Genomic DNA, 16,304 nt, shown 5'->3' with positions numbered 1-16,304 from the left:
TCGCGCCGCACGGAAACCTCAATCGAACCAGTCTCTTCCTTGTTGCGTCTCACCACGAGAAGCGGCGCGCCTTCGCGTTTGGCGCACCGTTCATCTCACGCGATGCGGCGTTTTCCCGGAGGGATGTGATGCGAAGGACTGCGAATTGTCTTGTGACCACCAGCCTGGTGCTGGCGGGCGCGCTGGTTGTCGGGCCGCTCCACGCGGCCGATCTCGATACAGCGTCGCAGGTCGACGCCGTCACCGTCTATCCGGATGGCGCGAGCGTTACCCGCGTCATCACGCTGGATCTGCCAGCCGGAGACAACACGCTCATCGCGAAGGATTTCCCGATGGGGCTCGATCCATCCTCGCTCCGGGTCGAGGGCGATGCCGGCGCCAAGCTGACGATCGGTGCCATCGACGCGCGGCCGCCGCACCTGGTGCCGCCGGTCAACCTGCCCGACATCGACAAGCGGATCGAGGCGCTGAGGGATCAGCGCGAGGATTTGCAGGGGATCATCAGCTCGGCCGAGGCGCGGCGCAAATTCGCCGAGCACTTCGCCGAGGCCGCGCCGGTCGGGATCGGCGAGAAGGGCGAGGCACGCCCGGTCAGCGAATGGCGGGCGGCGTTCTCTGCGGTGGCGGATGAAGTCGCAACCGCCGACAGCGCGATCCGCGACGCCACGCGCAAGCAGCGCGACATCGACCGCGAACTGGCGCGCCTGGAAGCCGACCGCGGTGCCAAGCCGCCGAGCCACCTCGAGGTACGGATCGAGCTTGCCTCCGCCGCTGCTACCAAGGCTACCCTGCGGGTGACCTATGCGGTGCGGAATGCGCGCTGGATGCCGATTTACGACGCCCGTCTCGATACCGGCACCAAGGACCGCAAGCCTGCGATCGAGCTGGTGCGTCGCGCCGAGATCACCCAGTCGACCGGCGAGGACTGGTCGAATGTGGCGCTTGCGGTCTCCACCGTGCGGGTTGCGCGGGGCGGCAACGCGCCCGAGCTCAATTCACTGCTCGTGCAATACCCGCAGCCGCCGCGGCCGCTGCCGTCGGCCAGCATACGGTCGCGTGAGGCCGTGGCGCCTGCGCCGCAGGCCGATATGGTCCAGCAATTCCGCTTCAATGGCGGGTCGACCTTTGGGGAACAAGAGGCGACGGCGGAAATCGGCGCCTTCCAGGCCTCCTTCAAGATCCCCGGCCGCGTCAGCGTTTCAGCCAATGAAGGCGCCAAGAGCCTGCGCATCGCGACGGCGACGATCACCCCCGATCTCGCGGTCCGCGCCGTCCCCGTGCTCGATCCGACCGCGTTCCTGGAAGCGAGCTTCGTGCAGGCCGACGACGCGCCTCTGCTGCCGGGGCAGGTCTCGATCTACCGCGACGGCATCTTCGTCGGCCGCAGCCGGATGGTGACGGCCGCCAAGGACGAGACCGTGCGGCTCGGCTTCGGCGCCGACGACAAGGTCAAGATCGAGCGCACGGTGGTGAAGCGCAACGAAGGCTCGGCCGGCCTGATCGTGACCACGTCGAAGACCGACGAGCGTGCGTTCAAGACCACGGTGCGCAACGGCCACGACTTCCCGATCAAGGTCGCGATCCAGGATCAGCTCCCGGTCAGCGAGAACGACGACATCGTGGTCGAGATGCTGCCCTCCTCGACGCCTGCGACCACCACCAATCTGCGCGACAGGCGCGGCGTGCTGGAATGGGCGTTCGAGGCCAAGCCCGGCGAGATCAAAGACATCAATTTCGCCTGGCGGATGCGCTGGCCGAAGGACAAGGGCGTCGTGATGGTGCCGGCGGGCTGACCTGCGTCGGCCGCCGCTGATTGCCGCCGATGCGTGCGAGAGCGCCGGTTAGAAGCCGGCGCTCTCCTCGAGCCATTGCTGATCGTTCCAGCGCGCGCGACGGTCGAGGGCATGTGCGCGAACATCGTCCATGAAGCGCACCTTGCTGGCGAGTGCTGCGAGGAAAGCTACGATCGCCGCGATCCACGGCCACAGATACATCAGCAGCGAGGCGGGTATCTGGTTGGCGAATCCCGCTTGCAGCGCCCCCGTTGCGAAATAGGCCAGTACGGCCCAAGCAAGGGCCAGCATCGTGGCCACGACCTGATAGGTGTTCTGATGAAGCCGCACCAACCATCGCATCAGGCACAAATAGGCAAGGTAAACGATCACGCCGAGCATCAAGGCGACGCATGGCGGGGGCAGGCCCCAGCTTTGGTCCCAGGCCAGGTATGCAATGAAGCCCGCGGCGATCAGCGCCTCAATGTACGTCAAAATGGATTTTTCGCCCATGATTTGCCCCGCAGCGATTCAGTATCGGCGAAGGCTATCATCATCTAGCGCGTTGCTAGAAGTGCAATTGTGAGACAACCTTCGGATTGGTTTGGTCTGACGGCTCGCGCGGCCACCGGCGCAGGAGGACCGGACCAGCCTTCGCATACGCACTGTCATGCCCCGCCTTGAGCGGGGCATCCAGTACGCCGCGGCCTATCAGTTGAACTCGAACGCCTCTGGAATACTGGGTCGCCCGGGCGAGCCGGGCGACGACAGGCGTGTATGCGGCGAGTGTGACCGCCTCACTTCGCCTTCAGGAAGTCGCCGACCTCGAGCAGCACGAACTCGTCGTCATCGGCCTTGTTCGGATCGCGGCTCGAGGAGAACGGCAGGTTGTTGTCGTTGCCGACGATGATGTGGGTGTCGTCGACCCGATCGACGTTCTCGATGGTGAAGAACGGGAAAGTGTAGACGCCGTCGTTGAGCGGCTTGCGGGCCTTCTTGTTCGGATCGCGGATCTTCATCAGGTCGATATAGGCGACCTTGCGCACCGGCTTGCCGATATTGGCATCCGACAGCTCGATCTTGTAGACGCGCTTGAACCTGGCGAGATCGGGGAAGCAGTTCTCGCCGCGCTGGCCTTGCGGGCAGGCCTTGTCGGCGGTGCCTTCGCCATTGTCGCGCTCGATCACGAGGCCCTGGGTCGGGTCGATCATGTTGAAGTCGCCGATCGCATTGCCGTTCTGCTCGAACACATATTGCCAGTAGCGCCCGGTGAACTTCTCCGCCGCGACGTCGAATTCGAGGATGCGCGAGGCTTCCTTGCCGTCGACCTTCTCCCAATCCTTCTTGTCGGCATCCCACAGCGGTCCTTCGAGCAGGCCGTACAGGAACTTGCCGTCCTTGGAAGAGGCAAAGCCCTCAAAACCCTTGGAGCGGCGCAGATTGACGTTGGTGTAGGTGGCGCCGGGCGCGCCGGGCGACTGCACCGCCCAGTGATCCGGCGAGCGCACCGGCTTGCCGTCGGCGACGGTCTCGAACACGGCGAGGATCTTGCCGGTCTTGTCGGCCTTGAGGATGTAGGGCCCGAACTCGTCGCCGATCCAGAACGTGTCGTTGATGATCTGGAAGCCCTCGGTGTCGAAGTCGGCGCCGGTGAGATAACGCTTGGCAGTGTCCTCATGCACGATGCGGAACGGCACCTTCTTGTCGGGATCGTGCAGGAACACGGTCTCCTGCCGCTCGATCTTGCCGCCGGCCCAGTCCATCTTGTAGCGGTTCAGATACAGCATCGAGTCCGCCGAGTTGTAGCGCGAGCCCATGCCGTTGTCGGTGATCACCCAGAACGTGCCGTCGGGCATTGCCTTGATGCCGGAATGGCCCTGCAGCGGCTGGCCCTTGAACGGCAGCGACACGCCGGTCGGCCGCTCGTAGGACTTGCCCATCACAGTGCCGATGGCGTCGACGCGCTTGCCGGTGGTGTATTTGCCCGAGGTCTTCAGATCGGCCGGCGCATCGGCGGGGGCGTCGATGAAGCTCTCGGCCGGCATCACGGCGTGACCCGCCAGCGTCGCCGGGAATTCGCCTTCGCCCTGCGCGAACGCCGGTGCGGCGAGCAGGATCGAGGCGACGGAACAGAGCAGTGACAGGCGCATGGTTGATCTCCCAAAGGACAAACGATGCGGTGTTCTCCGGGGCGCCTGTTACAGCCCGCTGACAGTTTTGTGAATCGCCGATGTTGCGACGGGATAAGCCTTGCGGCCTTACGTCGCCTTGCTCGCCGGCCGCATGGTTTGCGGCAGCAGGAACGGCACGCCGCTTGCGGTGTGGTCGATCGCGGCGTCGATTTCGAAGATCTGCCGGAGCGTGTCGGTCCGCATGGCGGCGGCGCGGTCGCCGTCGACGGCAAGCCGCCCGCGATGCAGCAGCAGGATACGGTCGGCGAACCGCATCGCAAGGTTGAGGTCGTGCAGGATCGCGATCACGGCGGTGCCGCGCGCGGCGCGCCGCCGCGCGGTCTCGACCAGGTCGATCTGATGCCGCAGATCGAGGCTCGATGTCGGTTCGTCGAGCAGCAACAGCCCCGGCCCATGCAGCGCCTCGCCGCAGGCGAGTTGGACCAGCACGCGGGCGAAATGCGCACGCTGCTGCTCGCCCCCGGACAGCGTCGGCAATTGCCTGGAACGGAAATGCGCCAGCCCGACCTCGTCCAGCGCCGCCCTGACCAGGCCACGCGCCGCCGTGCGCGGGCTCTCGCCGGCGCCCATGCTGACGATTTCCTCGACCGTGAACGGGAAGGTGACGTTGACGTGCTGCGACAGCATCGCGCGGTGCTGCGCCAGCTCGCGCGGACCGTAGCCGTGCAGGTCGCGCTCTTTGAGCCTGGTCGTCCCGCGGGATGGCTTTAGATCGCCCGACAGCATCCGCAACAGGGTCGACTTGCCGGCGCCGTTGGGGCCGACGATCGCCACCATCTCGCCGGCGCCGATCCGGAGCGATATCGCGTCGACCAGGGTCGTACCGCCGACGGTCATGGACACTGACTGGGCCTCGAGCAGCGCCGTCATAGCGACACCAGCCCGCGCTGGCGCAGCAGCATGGCGAGGAAGAAGGGCGCGCCGATCGCCGCGGTCAGGATGCCGATCGGCATTTCCGCCGGCGCCACGATGGTGCGTGCCACCGTGTCGGCGCCGACCAGCAGGATGGCGCCGAGCAGCGCCGACGCCGGCAGCAGCAGGCGATGCGAGGGGCCGATCACCAGCCGCAAGAGATGCGGCACGACGATGCCGACGAAGCCGACCACGCCGCAGACCGAGACCGCGACGCCGGTCATCGCCGACACCAGCACGATCGAGATCCGCTTCAGCCGTTCGACGTCGACGCCGCTGTGGAATGCCTCGGCCTCGCCGAGCACCAGCACGTCGAGCCCGCGCGCGATCGAGAGGCAGGCGATCAGCGCAACGCCCAGCACTGGCGCCAGCGTCGTGAGCTTGCTCCAGGTCGCGCCGCTGAGCGAACCCAGCAGCCAGAAAGTGATATCGCGAAGCTGGCGGTCGTCGGCGACGAACACCAGAAGCCCGATGCCGGCATTGGCGATCGCGGCAATCGCGAGCCCGGCGAGCAGGAAGATCGCAATCGACGTGCGGCCGCCGCGGCTGGCGATGGCATAGAGCACGATGGTCGTGAGCAGCGAGCCGGCAAAGGCCGCGATCGGCAACAGCTGGTGCTGCAGGAAGCGCAGGCTCTCGCCGAGCTGGCTGTCGGTGAACACGATCGCGGCCGCGGCTGCAAACGCACCGCCGGAGGAGACGCCGACCAGCGCGGGGTCGGCGAGGGGGTTGCGGAACAGGCCCTGCATGATCGTGCCTGATACGGCAAGGAGCCCGCCGACCATCGCGGCTGCCGCGATGCGCGGGATCCGGATCGACCACACCACAAGCTGGTCGCGCGCGAGCAGCGGGTTGGCCGTGCCGTCCGCCCATAGCCCGAGCGCGGCCGGAAGCCGTGCCATCGGAATGCCGGCAGCCCCGACCGTCAGGGCGGCCAGCGCGGTCCCTGTGAGCACTGCAAGCAGGCAGAGCAAAGTGAGTGTCGCCGCAGGCCGCGGCGACATACCGGTGCGGCGTTGTTTCGCCCGCGCGCCGCGCCCGGCCAGCACGCTCATTGCCGGCAGTTCGCGGTCAGCGCCGCCGGCTTGAAGTTGCCGGCCTCCGGCGCCAGCGCCGGGTAGAGCTTGACCGAGAGATCGCGGGCTGCAGTCGCGGTGCGCGGTCCGAAACCGAGGAGATAGAGTCCTTCCATCGAGATGAAGGCCTTGTTGGCGGCGACCGGTGTCAGCGCGAAGGCCGGATGCGCGAACACCGCCTCCGAAGTCAGCGAATCCTTGCCGCGATCGATCGACAACACAACATCCGGCTTCGCCGCCACGATCGCCTCGTCATTGACGGGCTTGTAGCCATCGTAGCCGTCGATCGCGTTGACGCCCCCGGCGAGCTGGATGATCTCGTCGGCGGCGGTCTTGCGGCCCGCGGCCAGCGCCCGGCCGTTCAACATCGACATCACGAACATCACGCGCACCGGCTTCGTCACCTTGGCGCGCAGCGTGCGCAGTTGCGCGAGATCGTTTTCGACTGCGGTGGCCAGGCAGGCAGCACGTGGTTCAGCGCCCATGGCGTGACCGACCAGCCTGATCTTCTCGACCAGCCCGGCCTCCGAGAAGGTTTCCGGCACCAGCACCAGCGGCACCTTCGCCGCCTCCAGCACGTCCATGGTTTCCTTCGGCCCGGAGCCCTGCACCGCGAGCACCAGCGACGGATGCAGGCCGAGCACGCCCTCGGGCGACAGCTGGCGCATATAGCCGACATCGGGCTTTTCGCGCAGCGCTGCCGGTGGATAGAGGCTGGTGGCATCGACGCCGGCGATGCGATCCTCGAAGCCGAGCGCATAGAGGATCTCGGTGATCGCGCCGCCGATCGAGACGATCCGCGAGGGATCGTCGATCACGACGTCGCGGTCGCGTGCGTCATGCACGGTGATGCCCTCGGCGGTCGCCGTGCCGATCTGCAGCAGACAGGAGAGCGCGAGCAAAGCGAGCGTGCGGCAAATTGTCATCGGGGGCATCATTTCGTCAGGATCAGCTTGTTCTGCGAGGTCAGCCGCAAGCGGTAATGCTCTTCGCCATGCACGATGATGATCTCGCGTTCGGTCGAGAACAGGTCGCGGCTGTCGAGGCGATTTCCGCGCATCACGAGTGTTTTCGCGGCGTCGGACGCGGGTTCGGCCTGCTTTTCGGCCGCGCCGATGTTGTCTCCGGAAGTTGCCGACATCTCGTGGTGCTGCGCCTTCGAAATCTTCAAATGGTGTCTGCTTGTACAAGGGGGCGAAGGCGCATTCCAACGGCCGCACTTTACAATCGATATAAACAGCGGCGCCGCATTCTTGACCGTTTTGTTGCCGGCCCGTAACCAATCATCACGCGATGCAGGCGGGTGGCTTGCGTTGCAACGTAGCCAGCAAGCCGCTCTCCGGAGCGCACGCCAGCCAATCCAGAAATACGATGATCAGGCTGGGGCTGGAATGGCTGACGGGGCTGGGGTTTCGCGCGCCTTGATATTGGGTGCGTCGGTGTTTTCATTTGCGGCGGCATTGCCGCAGAGCGGTTTGGCGCAAACGTCTGACGCTTCGGCGGCGCGTCCCGCGACTGAGCGGCCGAAGCAGGCCAAACGCAAGCCGAAGCCTGCGGCCGAGCAGCAAGCGGCGGCGCAGCCTGTGGCGAATGCGCGCGCGCAGATCGGCGCGGTGCCGGTGCAATCGCTCGACACCATCACCGCCGTGGCATCCAAGACCGAGGAGCGCGCGATCGATGCGCTGGCGCCGGTCAGCTCGGTCACCCTGGAGAAAGTTCAGGGCCTGCAGCCCAACCGGCTGTCCGATATCTTCTACAACGTGCCCGGAGTCTCGTTCCAGGAGCGCGGCGACGATCCGGCGACCGTCGTCAATGTCCGTGGCCTGCAGGATTTCGGCCGCGTCGCGGTCGTCGTCGACGGCGCGCGGCAGAACTATCAACGTACGGGCCACAATGCCAACGGCTCGTTCTTCCTCGATCCGGAACTGATCGGCGGCGTCGACGTGGTGCGCGGCCCGACCGCGAACATCTACGGCTCCGGCGCGATCGGCGGCGTGGTCTCGTTCCGCAGCAAGGACATCGACGACGTGCTGCGTCCCGGCGAGCGCTGGGGCGTCGACATGTCGGGCTCTTATGGCTCCAACAAGGACCGTGGCATGGGTTCGGTGTTCGGCGGCGTTCGCGCCGACCCGAATGTCGACGTGTTCGGCGGCGCGGTCTATCGCACCCAGAGCAATTACAAGGACGGCGCCGGCACCGAGATCGGCAACACCGGCAACGACATCGCGGCCGGACTGATGAAGGTGACGATCCGCCCGGCCGAAGGCCACGAGTTCAAGATCGGCGGCATCTTCCAGGACTACCAGTACAATATCGGGCAGCCGAACCGCGGCCCGACCACGACGGCGGCGCCGCTGGCGGCGATCGCGGGCTCCTCGGTCTACGCCTCCGATGCCAGGAACTACACGGGCACGCTGAGCTGGAAATACTCCAAGCCCGACGACATGCTGTTCGACTGGAATATCTCGGTCTATGGCAACCGCACCGACAACGATCAGGTCAAGACCTACAACAACCGCATCACCACGGGTGGCGGCGTCTGCGCGCTCGCCAATCCCGGCAACAACATCTCCGGCTGCGTCGGCGACAAGCGCGGCTACTCGCTCGACACCGTCGGCCTCGACGTCAACAACACCACGCGCTTCAATTTCGGCGACTGGCGCAACGCCGTGACCTACGGTTTCGACGCCTTCCGCGATGATGTCGAGACTTTCGATTCCCGCGGCAATTCCAATATCACGACGCCGGGCGGCCAACGGACGGTGTCCGGCGGCTTCGTGCAGCTAAAACAGAATTATTCGACCTGGCTCGAGCTGGTCAGCGCCGTTCGCTACGATCGTTACGAACTCAACTCGCTCAACACGACGACCAGCGGCGACCGGCTGTCGCCGAAGATCACGCTCGGCGTCACGCCGGTAACCGGCTTCACGCCCTATGTGAGCTACGCCGAAGGCTATCGCGCGCCGTCGATCACGGAGACGCTGATCTCGGGCGGTCATGCCACCGGCGGCGGACCGGCGCTGTTCAACTGCCCCGACGGCACCAGCGGCCTGTTCTGCTTCCTGCCGAACGCGGCGCTGCGGCCCGAGGTCGGCAAGAACAAGGAAGCCGGCATCAACCTCAAGTATGACGGCATCTTCACCGCGAACGACTCGTTCCGCGGCAAGATCAATGTGTTCCACAACGACGTCGACGGCTATATCGACCTCGTCGCGTCGAGGCCGACCACGACGCCGTTTGGTCGCTTCAGCCAGTTCTATCAGTATCAGAACATCGCCCACGCCCGCATCGAAGGCTTCGAGCTCGAGACGATGTATGACGCGGGTGACTGGTTCGTGGGCGTCGCCGGCCATCTGATGCGCGGCCGCAACACGGCGACCAATGTCGGGCTCGCGACCATCACGCCGCGCAAGGTGACGACGACGGGCGGCGTCCGTCTGCTCGACCGCTCGCTGATCATTGCCGCGCAATGGTCCTCTTTCGGCGCCAACAACGATCTGCCGGCGGGCTATCTGCCCTCGACCGGTTACGAGTTGGTCAATCTCTACCTGACCTGGAACGCCACCAAGGACATCACCTTCACGGCGTCGGTCGACAACCTCTTGAACCAGTACTACCGGCCCTACGCGATCCCGGGCTCCTCGACCGACGGCACGACGCAGAACGACGTGCTGTTCTCGAGCCCCGGTCCGGGCACCGTCTACAAGGCCGGGCTCAAGATTCACCTTGGTGGAGCGTAACGCGACGAGCCGGTCATTCCATCCAGGTTGCTCCGGCCGCGCTGGTGCCCCCAGCGCGGCTTTGGCGCATTCATGATATCAACGAGATCAACCGGCAGGATCAGTCCGCCGACAAGCAGGAGAAGGCTTTCATGTTCATCGCAATGAACCGGTTTCAGGTGATCAAGGGCAAGGAGCAGGCGTTCGAGACGGTCTGGAAGACGCGCGAGTCCTATCTCGGCGATCTGCCGGGCTTCATCGAGTTTCATCTGGTGAAGGGTCCCGAAGCCGAGGACCACACGCTCTATGCGACCCACACCGTATGGGCAAGCAAGGCGGCGTTCGAGGATTGGACCAAGTCGGATGCGTTCCGCCGCGCCCATTCCCGCGCCGGCAACGAGACCGGCGGCAGCCTCTATCTCGGCCATCCCAAATTCGAGGGCTTTGAGGTGCTGATCACCGAACGCGCGAAGAGCCCGGCGTGACGGAGGCAGCCGTGCAGGACGCGGAGCTTGCCGGGTTGAAGGCCTACATGGCCGACAATCCCGGCGCTGTCATCGAGGATGTCGCGCGCGAGCGCAAGGTGACGCCGCGCGCGGTGCTCGAGGCGCTGCCCGCGGGCATGGTGCGGATCGGCGCCGGCGAATTCGCCGGCGCGATGCAGGACATCGCGGAGTGGGGCGAGGTGACGCTGATCGTGCATACCGACGACGCGATCTTCGAGTTCACCGGCGCCATTCCGAAAGGCGAGGTCGGCCGCGGCTATTTCAACCTGATGCAGCCGAAGGGGCTGCATGGCCATCTCAGGCATGAGCGCTGCGCGGCGATCGCGTTCGTCGAGCGCCCGTTCATGGGCAAGGTGTCGGCCTTCATCGCTTTCATCAACCGCGACGGCGGCATCATGTTCAAGGTGTTCGTCGGCCGCGACGAGGCGCGCGCGCTGCGCGGCGATCAGCTGGCGCGTTTCCACGCACTGGCGGACCGTCTCGCGCCGCAGGCGGGCTGATGCAAAACGGGGACGGGAGGCGACCATGTCGCAGCGCTGGCTTGTGCGAAGCATCTGCATAACGGCGTGTGCCGCGCTCGGCATGCCGCCGGACGTCGCACTTGCTGCATCCGACGCCGCGCTGCTACCGCGCAACCTCTCGCCCTGGGGCATGTTCGAGAGCGCCGACATCGTCGTGAAGGCCGTGATGATCGGGCTCGCCTTCGCCTCGCTGGCGACCTGGACGATCTGGCTCGCCAAGACCGTCGAGATCCGCCGCAAGACCGTGCTGGCCCGGCAGCGGATCGGCCAGCTCGAGCGCGACACCCAGCTCGCCGAGGTCGAGCAGGCGAGCCGCGACGGCAACGATGCGGTGGCGCAAATCATCCAGTCGGCGTCGCGTGAGGCCACGCTCTCCCGCGGCATGTTCGACGACGGCTTCAAGGAACGCATCGCGCTGCGGCTCGAGCGGGTCGAAGCGGCGATGTCGCGGCAGATCGCGCGCGGCACCGGCGTGCTCGCAACCATCGGCGCCACCGCGCCGTTCGTCGGCCTGTTCGGCACGGTGTGGGGCATCATGAACGCCTTCATCGGCATTTCCGAGGCCCACACCACCAATCTCGCGGTTGTTGCGCCTGGAATCGCCGAGGCGCTGCTCGCAACCGCGCTCGGGCTCGTCGCCGCGATCCCGGCGGTCGTGATCTACAATCACTTGACCCGTTCGATCGCGGGCTACCGCGCGCTGCTCGGCGACGCCTCCGTCATGGTGATGCTGCTGGTGAGCCGCGAGGGCGACCGCAGCCTGTTCCGGCTGGCGCGCGCCGCGGAGTGAGCGATGGGCGTCAAGCTTGGCACTGGCGGTGCGTTCGGTGGCCGGCGTCGCGGTGACGACGACCTTGTCGAGGCGCATGAGATCAATGTCACGCCGTTCATCGACGTGATGCTGGTGCTGCTGATCATCTTCATGGTGGCGGCGCCGCTCGCCACCGTCGATCTCGGCGTCGATCTGCCGGCCTCGACAGCCGAGCCGCAGCCGCGGCCGGACAGACCGGTGTTCGTCACGGTGAAGCCGGATCTGTCGGTCGCGGTCGGCGAGGAGGTGATCGCGCGCGATACGCTGACGTCGGCTCTCGACGGCGCCACGCAAGGCAAGAAGGACGAACGCATCTTCCTGCGTGCCGACAAGGCGGTCAGTTACGGCGACCTGATGGAGGTGATGAACCTGCTGCGCAATGCCGGTTACCTCAAGGTCGCGCTGGTCGGCCTCGACGGACGAAGCTAGTTCGATGAACGCCTATGCGCTGCATGATTCCGGCGGTGACATCTGTCTGAGACGCTGGGGTCTGTCGGCGGCCGCGATCCTGGCAGCGCACGCTGCGATGATCGGGCTCGGCATGAGCTGGGTCTCGTTGCCGCCGCCGGGTGTCGCGGTGCCGGCGGTGCTGGTCGACCTGACGCCGATCACCTCAGCGCCGGAGATTTCAGAGACCGAACTGCCGCCGGGTCCGGCGATGCAGGAGGCCGATGCCGCGCCGCCCGAGCCGGCCGCCGCGCAGGCCGTGCACGAGGAGCTCGCGCCGACGCCGTTGCAGGAGAAGCCCGAGGTCGCCGCGCCGCCGGAGCAGAAGCCGCAGGTCACGCCGCCGAAACCCGAGCCCACGAAGGTTGTTCCGGAGCACAAGACTGAACCCGTCAAGCCTAAGGTCGTGCGCCGGGATGCGAAGAAGCCGTCCGAGGCGACGCCGGCGCCGCGCACCAGTGCGCCGAGCCGCGCCGAACGCCGGGCTCCGGCGGCGTCCGCGATCAGCGCGGGGGCGGCGGCATCGGCGATCGCAGCCTACAACGCGCGTGTCCGCGCGCATCTGCTGCGCTTCCATTCCTATCCGGCCGGCGGCAACGGCCAGCGCGGCGTGGTCCGCCTGGTGTTCACGCTCGGCCGCGGTGGGCAGGTGCTGTCGAGCCATCTTGGCGGCTCCTCCGGCAATCCGACCTTCGACGCGCGGGCGCTGGCGATGGTGCGCCAGGCCCAGCCGTTCCCGGCGTTTCCGGCTGATATTACGCAGGGCTCGATGGGTTTTTCCGTGCCGGTCGCGTTCGTGCCGCGGTAACATCCCAGCTCATTCTAATCGGGCTAGCGGGTTCTATATTCCGTCATGCTTCGAGGCTCGCTCCGCTCGCACCTCAGCATGACGGGGATAGATTGGGTTCGCTTCAACCGCTCGCGGCCCGGAGCTCTGCTACTCCTTCACCGCGCCGGTCAGCGACGACACGTAGTAGTCGACGAACAGCGAGTAGAATAGCGCGACCGGCAGCGAGCCGAGCAGGGAGCCGGCCATCAGCGCACCCCACTGGTAGACGTCGCCGGTGACGAGCTCGGTCAGGATCGCGACCGGCACCGTCTTGTTGGCGCCGCTCTGGATGAAGGCGAGCGCGTAGATGAACTCGTTCCAGGACAGCGTGAAGGAGAAGATGCCGGCCGAGATCAGGCCGGGCACCGCAAGCGGCAAGGTGATCCGCCACAGGATCTGCAGCCGCGTCGCGCCGTCGACCAGCGCACATTCCTCGAGCTCATAGGGGATCGACTTGAAATAGCCGATCAGCAGCCAGGTGCAGAACGGCACCAGGAAGGTCGGATAGACCAGGATCAGCGCCAGCGGCGAATCGAACAGGCCGAACTGCACGATCACGGTGGCGAGCGGAATGAACAGGATCGACGGCGGCACCAGATAGGCGAGGTAGATGCCGAGCCCGACATAAGGACTGCCGCGGAAGCGCAGCCGCTCGATCGCGTAGGCGGCGAGCGTCGAGGCGAACAGCGACAGGAAGGTCGAGCCGATCGCGACCAGCATGGTGGTCTTCAGCCAGCGTGGATACGAGGTGTCGAACAAGAGGTGCTTGACATGCGCGAGCGTCGGCGAGGTGATCCAGAACGGATTGTGCGCCTTGTGGTTCAAGAGCTCCGCGTTCGGCTTGAACGACGTGACCGCCATCCAGTAGAACGGGAACAGCAGGATCAGGATGAAGCAGGCGAGCGGCAGATAGATCATCACCACGCGCCGGGCGCGGCTATCCCACGCCATCGTGTCGGGGGTGGCGCTGGCGACGTTGGATTGGGCCGCAACGTCAGTCATTGGCTTCTCCCTGCTGCCATTTGCGGCGGGCGAGGCCGAAGTAGCTGAACAACGTCGCGAACACCAGGAACGGGATCATCGAGACCGCGATCGCGGCGCCCTCGCCGAGCTCGCCGCCGGCGATGCCGCGCTGGAACGCCAGTGTCGCGAGCAGATGGGTCGAGTTGACCGGGCCGCCGCGGGTGATGGCGTAGACCAGCTGGAAGTCGGTGAAGGTGAAGATGATCGAGAATGTCATCACGATCGCCAGGATCGGCATCATCATCGGGAAAGTGATGTAGCGGAAGCGCTGCCAGGAGGTGGCGCCGTCGAGCATCGCCGCCTCATAGAGCGAGGGCGAGATGGTCTGCAGCCCGGCCAGCAGCGAGATCGCGACGAACGGGATACCGCGCCAGATATTGGCCGCGATCAGCGAGAACCGCGCTGGCCAGGGCGACCCGAGGAAGTCGACATTGCTGTCGCGCAGGTGCAGCACGTCGACCAGCAGATAGGAGATGATCGAGAACTGCGGATCGTAGATCCACCAGAACGCCAGCGCGGACAGCACCGTCGGCACGATCCACGGCAGCAGCACGATGGCGCGGATCAGGCTCTTGAACGGGAAATGGTTGTTGAGCAGGAGCGCCAGCCAGAAGCCGAGCGCGAACTTTCCGAAGGTTGCGACCGCGGTGTAGAAGACCGAGTAGAACACCGCGTTCCACCACAGGGGATCCTTGAGCAGATACTGGAAGTTCTCGAGCCCGACATAGATGCCGCGCTGGCCGATCGTGGTGTCGGTGAAGGCGAGCCAGATGCCTAGGCCGAGCGGATAGGTGAGGAACACCAGCAGCAGGCCGATCGCGGGCGCCAGGCACATCACGATCAGGAACGGCTTGTAGTCGAACAGGCGCGCGAGCCAGCCGGGCTGGCGAAGTGCCGCGCCGCGTGAAGGGAAGGTGGTTACGGACATTGAATGCTCGTCTTGTCGTCATTGCGAAGAGCGAAGCGACGGCGCAATCCATTTCTCCCTGGTGGCGCGATGGATTACTTCGCTTCGCTCGCAATGACGGTTGATTGAGTTTCGCAGTTCAATGGCCGCCGCTACCGGCCCTGCCGCCGGAAGTACCGCTTGGCGCGCTGCTCGGCCTCCGCGGCGGCGGCCTCCGGCTTTGCCGCATCGGTCGCAACGGAGGCGCACATCTGCACCAGCACGTAGTCGGCGTTGACCGCGCCAGTCGCGGTCGAGATCGGTCCCTTGTAGCCGTTGTAATAGGGGCTCCTCATGGTGTCCTTGAAGATCGCGACCTTGGGGTCGCTCGACCACACCGCGGCATTGGCGTAGGCGGCGAGCGGCTGCGACCAGTAGCCGGAGTTGGCATTGAGCCAGGGCTCGTACTGCTCCTTCTCCAGCATGAACTGCAGGAGCGCCTTTGCCGCATTGGGATACGGACTGTGCTTGAACACCATCGCATTCAGGGTCAGGCCCGACATCGGCGAGGTCGATGCCAGCCCCTTGGGCAGAAACTGATGCTCGGTGTCGTCGGCCACTGCCTTGGTGGCGGGATCGTTCTTCAGCGAGAAGTACAGCGAGACGCCGTTGGCGGTCAGGCCGATTTCCTGCGACGAGTAGGCGCGGTTGTTGGAGACGTCGTTCCAGGACGGCGTGCCGGCGATGAAGGTCGGATAGAGTTCCTTCAGGTATTTCAACGCGGCGATCGTTTCCCTGCTGTTGATGATGATGTTGCCTTCCTCGTCCAGCAGCGCGGCATTATGCGACCATAGCAGCCAGTTGGCGAAGCCGTTGCCGTCGCCGACGGCATTGCCGAGCGCGAAGCCCGCCGGCTTGCCGGCCGCCTTCAGCTTCTTGCAGAGCTCGAGGTAGCCGGCGTGGTCTTCCGGCACCTTGTCGAAGCCGGCCGCATTGACCAGCGACTTGCGATAGACCAGCGGACCGCCCGAGGCGCCGAACGGCAGGCCGATCCAGCTTTGCGACTTCGAGCGCATGCCATAGCGTTTTGCGAGCGCAAGCCAGCCGCCGTAACGCTTGTCGAGATAATCGGCGACGTCGGTCAGTTCGATCAGCTTGTCGACATAGATGTGCGGCGCATCGCCGAAGCCGATGATGATATCGGGACCGGCGCCGGAGTTCGAGGTCACCGCAGTCTGCTGGTTGATGTCCTCCCAGCCGACGAAGTCGACCTTGATCTCGACGCCGGTCTTGTCGGTGAACTTCTTGGCGTTGGCGCGGAACACGTCCTCGTCGGCTTGAACGAAGCGCACCGGCCGCAGCATGCGCAGGGTCGCGCCGTTCTCGATCGGCAGCGACGGCGCCGCCACGTCCGCAGCCTGGACCTTCGATGCGTCCTGCGCCGAAGCACCGGTGATGGCCAGTGCCGCCGCGGAAGCTCCCAGCGCCAGCGCGTCGCGACGCGTGACCTCGTACGTCATGTCGTTTGCACTCCCTGCCTGTTTTTTTGCTTCCTTCCCGGCGTTGGCCGCCGGCGAAGGGCCTTGTCGTCTCGGTGCGCTCGCCGCGCG

The 16,304-nt window shown here is 65.7% G+C and carries 16 protein-coding genes; 7 read left to right on the top strand and 9 right to left on the bottom strand.

Annotation, left to right across the window (positions count from 1 at the left end; all coding sequences use genetic code 11):
- Positions 1-128 precede the first annotated feature (128 nt).
- Positions 129-1,793, top strand: coding sequence for a mucoidy inhibitor MuiA family protein (locus tag JQ507_27785; protein ID QRI68676.1), 1,665 nt, complete (start codon positions 129-131; stop codon positions 1,791-1,793).
- Between the two features lie 48 nt (positions 1,794-1,841).
- Here JQ507_27785 and JQ507_27780 read toward each other — a convergent pair whose 3' ends face one another.
- The 6 genes from JQ507_27780 to JQ507_27755 form a co-directional block, all read right to left on the bottom strand.
- On the bottom strand, positions 1,842-2,285 hold the full coding sequence (locus tag JQ507_27780; GenBank protein QRI68675.1) for a hypothetical protein: 444 nt from the start codon (positions 2,283-2,285) through the stop codon (positions 1,842-1,844).
- A gap of 284 nt (positions 2,286-2,569) precedes the next feature.
- A complete protein-coding gene (locus tag JQ507_27775) occupies positions 2,570-3,922 on the bottom strand; it encodes an esterase-like activity of phytase family protein (GenBank protein ID QRI68674.1) in 1,353 nt (450 codons plus the stop codon).
- Positions 3,923-4,030: 108 nt separating this feature from the next.
- Entirely contained in the window at positions 4,031-4,834 is an 804-nt protein-coding gene (locus JQ507_27770) for a heme ABC transporter ATP-binding protein (GenBank protein QRI68673.1), read from the bottom strand.
- A complete protein-coding gene (locus JQ507_27765; GenBank protein QRI68672.1) occupies positions 4,831-5,931 on the bottom strand; it encodes an iron ABC transporter permease in 1,101 nt (366 codons plus the stop codon). The genes JQ507_27770 and JQ507_27765 overlap by 4 nt, the downstream gene beginning before the upstream one ends.
- Positions 5,928-6,878, bottom strand: coding sequence for a hemin ABC transporter substrate-binding protein (locus JQ507_27760; protein ID QRI68671.1), 951 nt, complete (start codon positions 6,876-6,878; stop codon positions 5,928-5,930). Before JQ507_27760 ends, JQ507_27765 begins: the two co-directional genes overlap by 4 nt.
- An 8-nt stretch (positions 6,879-6,886) precedes the next feature.
- Positions 6,887-7,093, bottom strand: coding sequence for a hemin uptake protein HemP (locus JQ507_27755; protein ID QRI73543.1), 207 nt, complete (start codon positions 7,091-7,093; stop codon positions 6,887-6,889).
- 250 nt (positions 7,094-7,343) lie between these two features.
- Between JQ507_27755 and JQ507_27750 the strand changes: the two genes are divergently transcribed.
- From JQ507_27750 to JQ507_27725, 6 genes are all read left to right on the top strand, one after another.
- Positions 7,344-9,692 (top strand): TonB-dependent hemoglobin/transferrin/lactoferrin family receptor, encoded by a 2,349-nt coding sequence (locus JQ507_27750; GenBank protein ID QRI68670.1) that lies wholly within the window; start codon positions 7,344-7,346, stop codon positions 9,690-9,692.
- 131 nt (positions 9,693-9,823) lie between these two features.
- Entirely contained in the window at positions 9,824-10,156 is a 333-nt protein-coding gene (locus JQ507_27745) for an antibiotic biosynthesis monooxygenase (protein ID QRI68669.1), read from the top strand.
- Positions 10,157-10,167: 11 nt separating this feature from the next.
- Positions 10,168-10,677, top strand: coding sequence for a heme utilization cystosolic carrier protein HutX (gene hutX, locus JQ507_27740; protein QRI73542.1), 510 nt, complete (start codon positions 10,168-10,170; stop codon positions 10,675-10,677).
- A gap of 25 nt (positions 10,678-10,702) precedes the next feature.
- Positions 10,703-11,488 carry a tonB-system energizer ExbB gene (exbB, locus tag JQ507_27735; protein ID QRI68668.1) on the top strand — a complete coding sequence of 262 codons (786 nt, stop codon included), beginning with the start codon at positions 10,703-10,705 and terminating at the stop codon, positions 11,486-11,488.
- 3 nt (positions 11,489-11,491) lie between these two features.
- Entirely contained in the window at positions 11,492-11,938 is a 447-nt protein-coding gene (gene exbD / locus JQ507_27730; protein ID QRI68667.1) for a TonB system transport protein ExbD, read from the top strand.
- Positions 11,939-11,942: 4 nt separating this feature from the next.
- Positions 11,943-12,764: an energy transducer TonB gene (locus tag JQ507_27725; protein ID QRI68666.1), complete on the top strand. Its 822-nt coding sequence runs from the start codon at positions 11,943-11,945 to the stop codon at positions 12,762-12,764.
- Between the two features lie 129 nt (positions 12,765-12,893).
- Here JQ507_27725 and JQ507_27720 read toward each other — a convergent pair whose 3' ends face one another.
- The 3 genes from JQ507_27720 to JQ507_27710 all read right to left on the bottom strand — a co-directional run bounded on the left by JQ507_27720 (position 12,894) and on the right by JQ507_27710 (position 16,214).
- Positions 12,894-13,787: a carbohydrate ABC transporter permease gene (locus JQ507_27720; protein QRI68665.1), complete on the bottom strand. Its 894-nt coding sequence runs from the start codon at positions 13,785-13,787 to the stop codon at positions 12,894-12,896.
- Positions 13,780-14,736, bottom strand: a complete 957-nt coding sequence (locus JQ507_27715; GenBank protein QRI68664.1) for a sugar ABC transporter permease — start codon at positions 14,734-14,736, stop codon at positions 13,780-13,782. Before JQ507_27715 ends, JQ507_27720 begins: the two co-directional genes overlap by 8 nt.
- Positions 14,737-14,867: 131 nt before the next feature.
- Positions 14,868-16,214 carry an extracellular solute-binding protein gene (locus JQ507_27710; protein ID QRI68663.1) on the bottom strand — a complete coding sequence of 449 codons (1,347 nt, stop codon included), beginning with the start codon at positions 16,212-16,214 and terminating at the stop codon, positions 14,868-14,870.
- Positions 16,215-16,304: the final 90 nt, after the last annotated feature.

This window comes from Bradyrhizobium sp. PSBB068, assembly GCA_016839165.1.
In the GTDB taxonomy this organism is placed as follows: Bacteria; Pseudomonadota; Alphaproteobacteria; order Rhizobiales; family Xanthobacteraceae; genus Bradyrhizobium.
Note: the sequence above shows the minus strand (reverse complement) of the source record. Positions and strands in the feature narration are given on the sequence as shown.

Coding starts and splice junctions, on each gene's coding strand:
- JQ507_27785 (QRI68676.1), top strand. CDS start 129: ATGCGAAGGACTGCGAATTGTCTTGTGACCACCAGCCTGGTGCTGGCG.
- JQ507_27780 (QRI68675.1), bottom strand. CDS start 2,285: ATGGGCGAAAAATCCATTTTGACGTACATTGAGGCGCTGATCGCCGCG.
- JQ507_27775 (QRI68674.1), bottom strand. CDS start 3,922: ATGCGCCTGTCACTGCTCTGTTCCGTCGCCTCGATCCTGCTCGCCGCA.
- JQ507_27770 (QRI68673.1), bottom strand. CDS start 4,834: ATGACGGCGCTGCTCGAGGCCCAGTCAGTGTCCATGACCGTCGGCGGT.
- JQ507_27765 (QRI68672.1), bottom strand. CDS start 5,931: ATGAGCGTGCTGGCCGGGCGCGGCGCGCGGGCGAAACAACGCCGCACC.
- JQ507_27760 (QRI68671.1), bottom strand. CDS start 6,878: ATGACAATTTGCCGCACGCTCGCTTTGCTCGCGCTCTCCTGTCTGCTG.
- JQ507_27755 (QRI73543.1), bottom strand. CDS start 7,093: ATGTCGGCAACTTCCGGAGACAACATCGGCGCGGCCGAAAAGCAGGCC.
- JQ507_27750 (QRI68670.1), top strand. CDS start 7,344: ATGGCTGACGGGGCTGGGGTTTCGCGCGCCTTGATATTGGGTGCGTCG.
- JQ507_27745 (QRI68669.1), top strand. CDS start 9,824: ATGTTCATCGCAATGAACCGGTTTCAGGTGATCAAGGGCAAGGAGCAG.
- exbB (QRI68668.1), top strand. CDS start 10,703: ATGTCGCAGCGCTGGCTTGTGCGAAGCATCTGCATAACGGCGTGTGCC.
- exbD (QRI68667.1), top strand. CDS start 11,492: ATGGGCGTCAAGCTTGGCACTGGCGGTGCGTTCGGTGGCCGGCGTCGC.
- JQ507_27725 (QRI68666.1), top strand. CDS start 11,943: ATGAACGCCTATGCGCTGCATGATTCCGGCGGTGACATCTGTCTGAGA.
- JQ507_27720 (QRI68665.1), bottom strand. CDS start 13,787: ATGACTGACGTTGCGGCCCAATCCAACGTCGCCAGCGCCACCCCCGAC.
- JQ507_27715 (QRI68664.1), bottom strand. CDS start 14,736: ATGTCCGTAACCACCTTCCCTTCACGCGGCGCGGCACTTCGCCAGCCC.
- JQ507_27710 (QRI68663.1), bottom strand. CDS start 16,214: ATGACGTACGAGGTCACGCGTCGCGACGCGCTGGCGCTGGGAGCTTCC.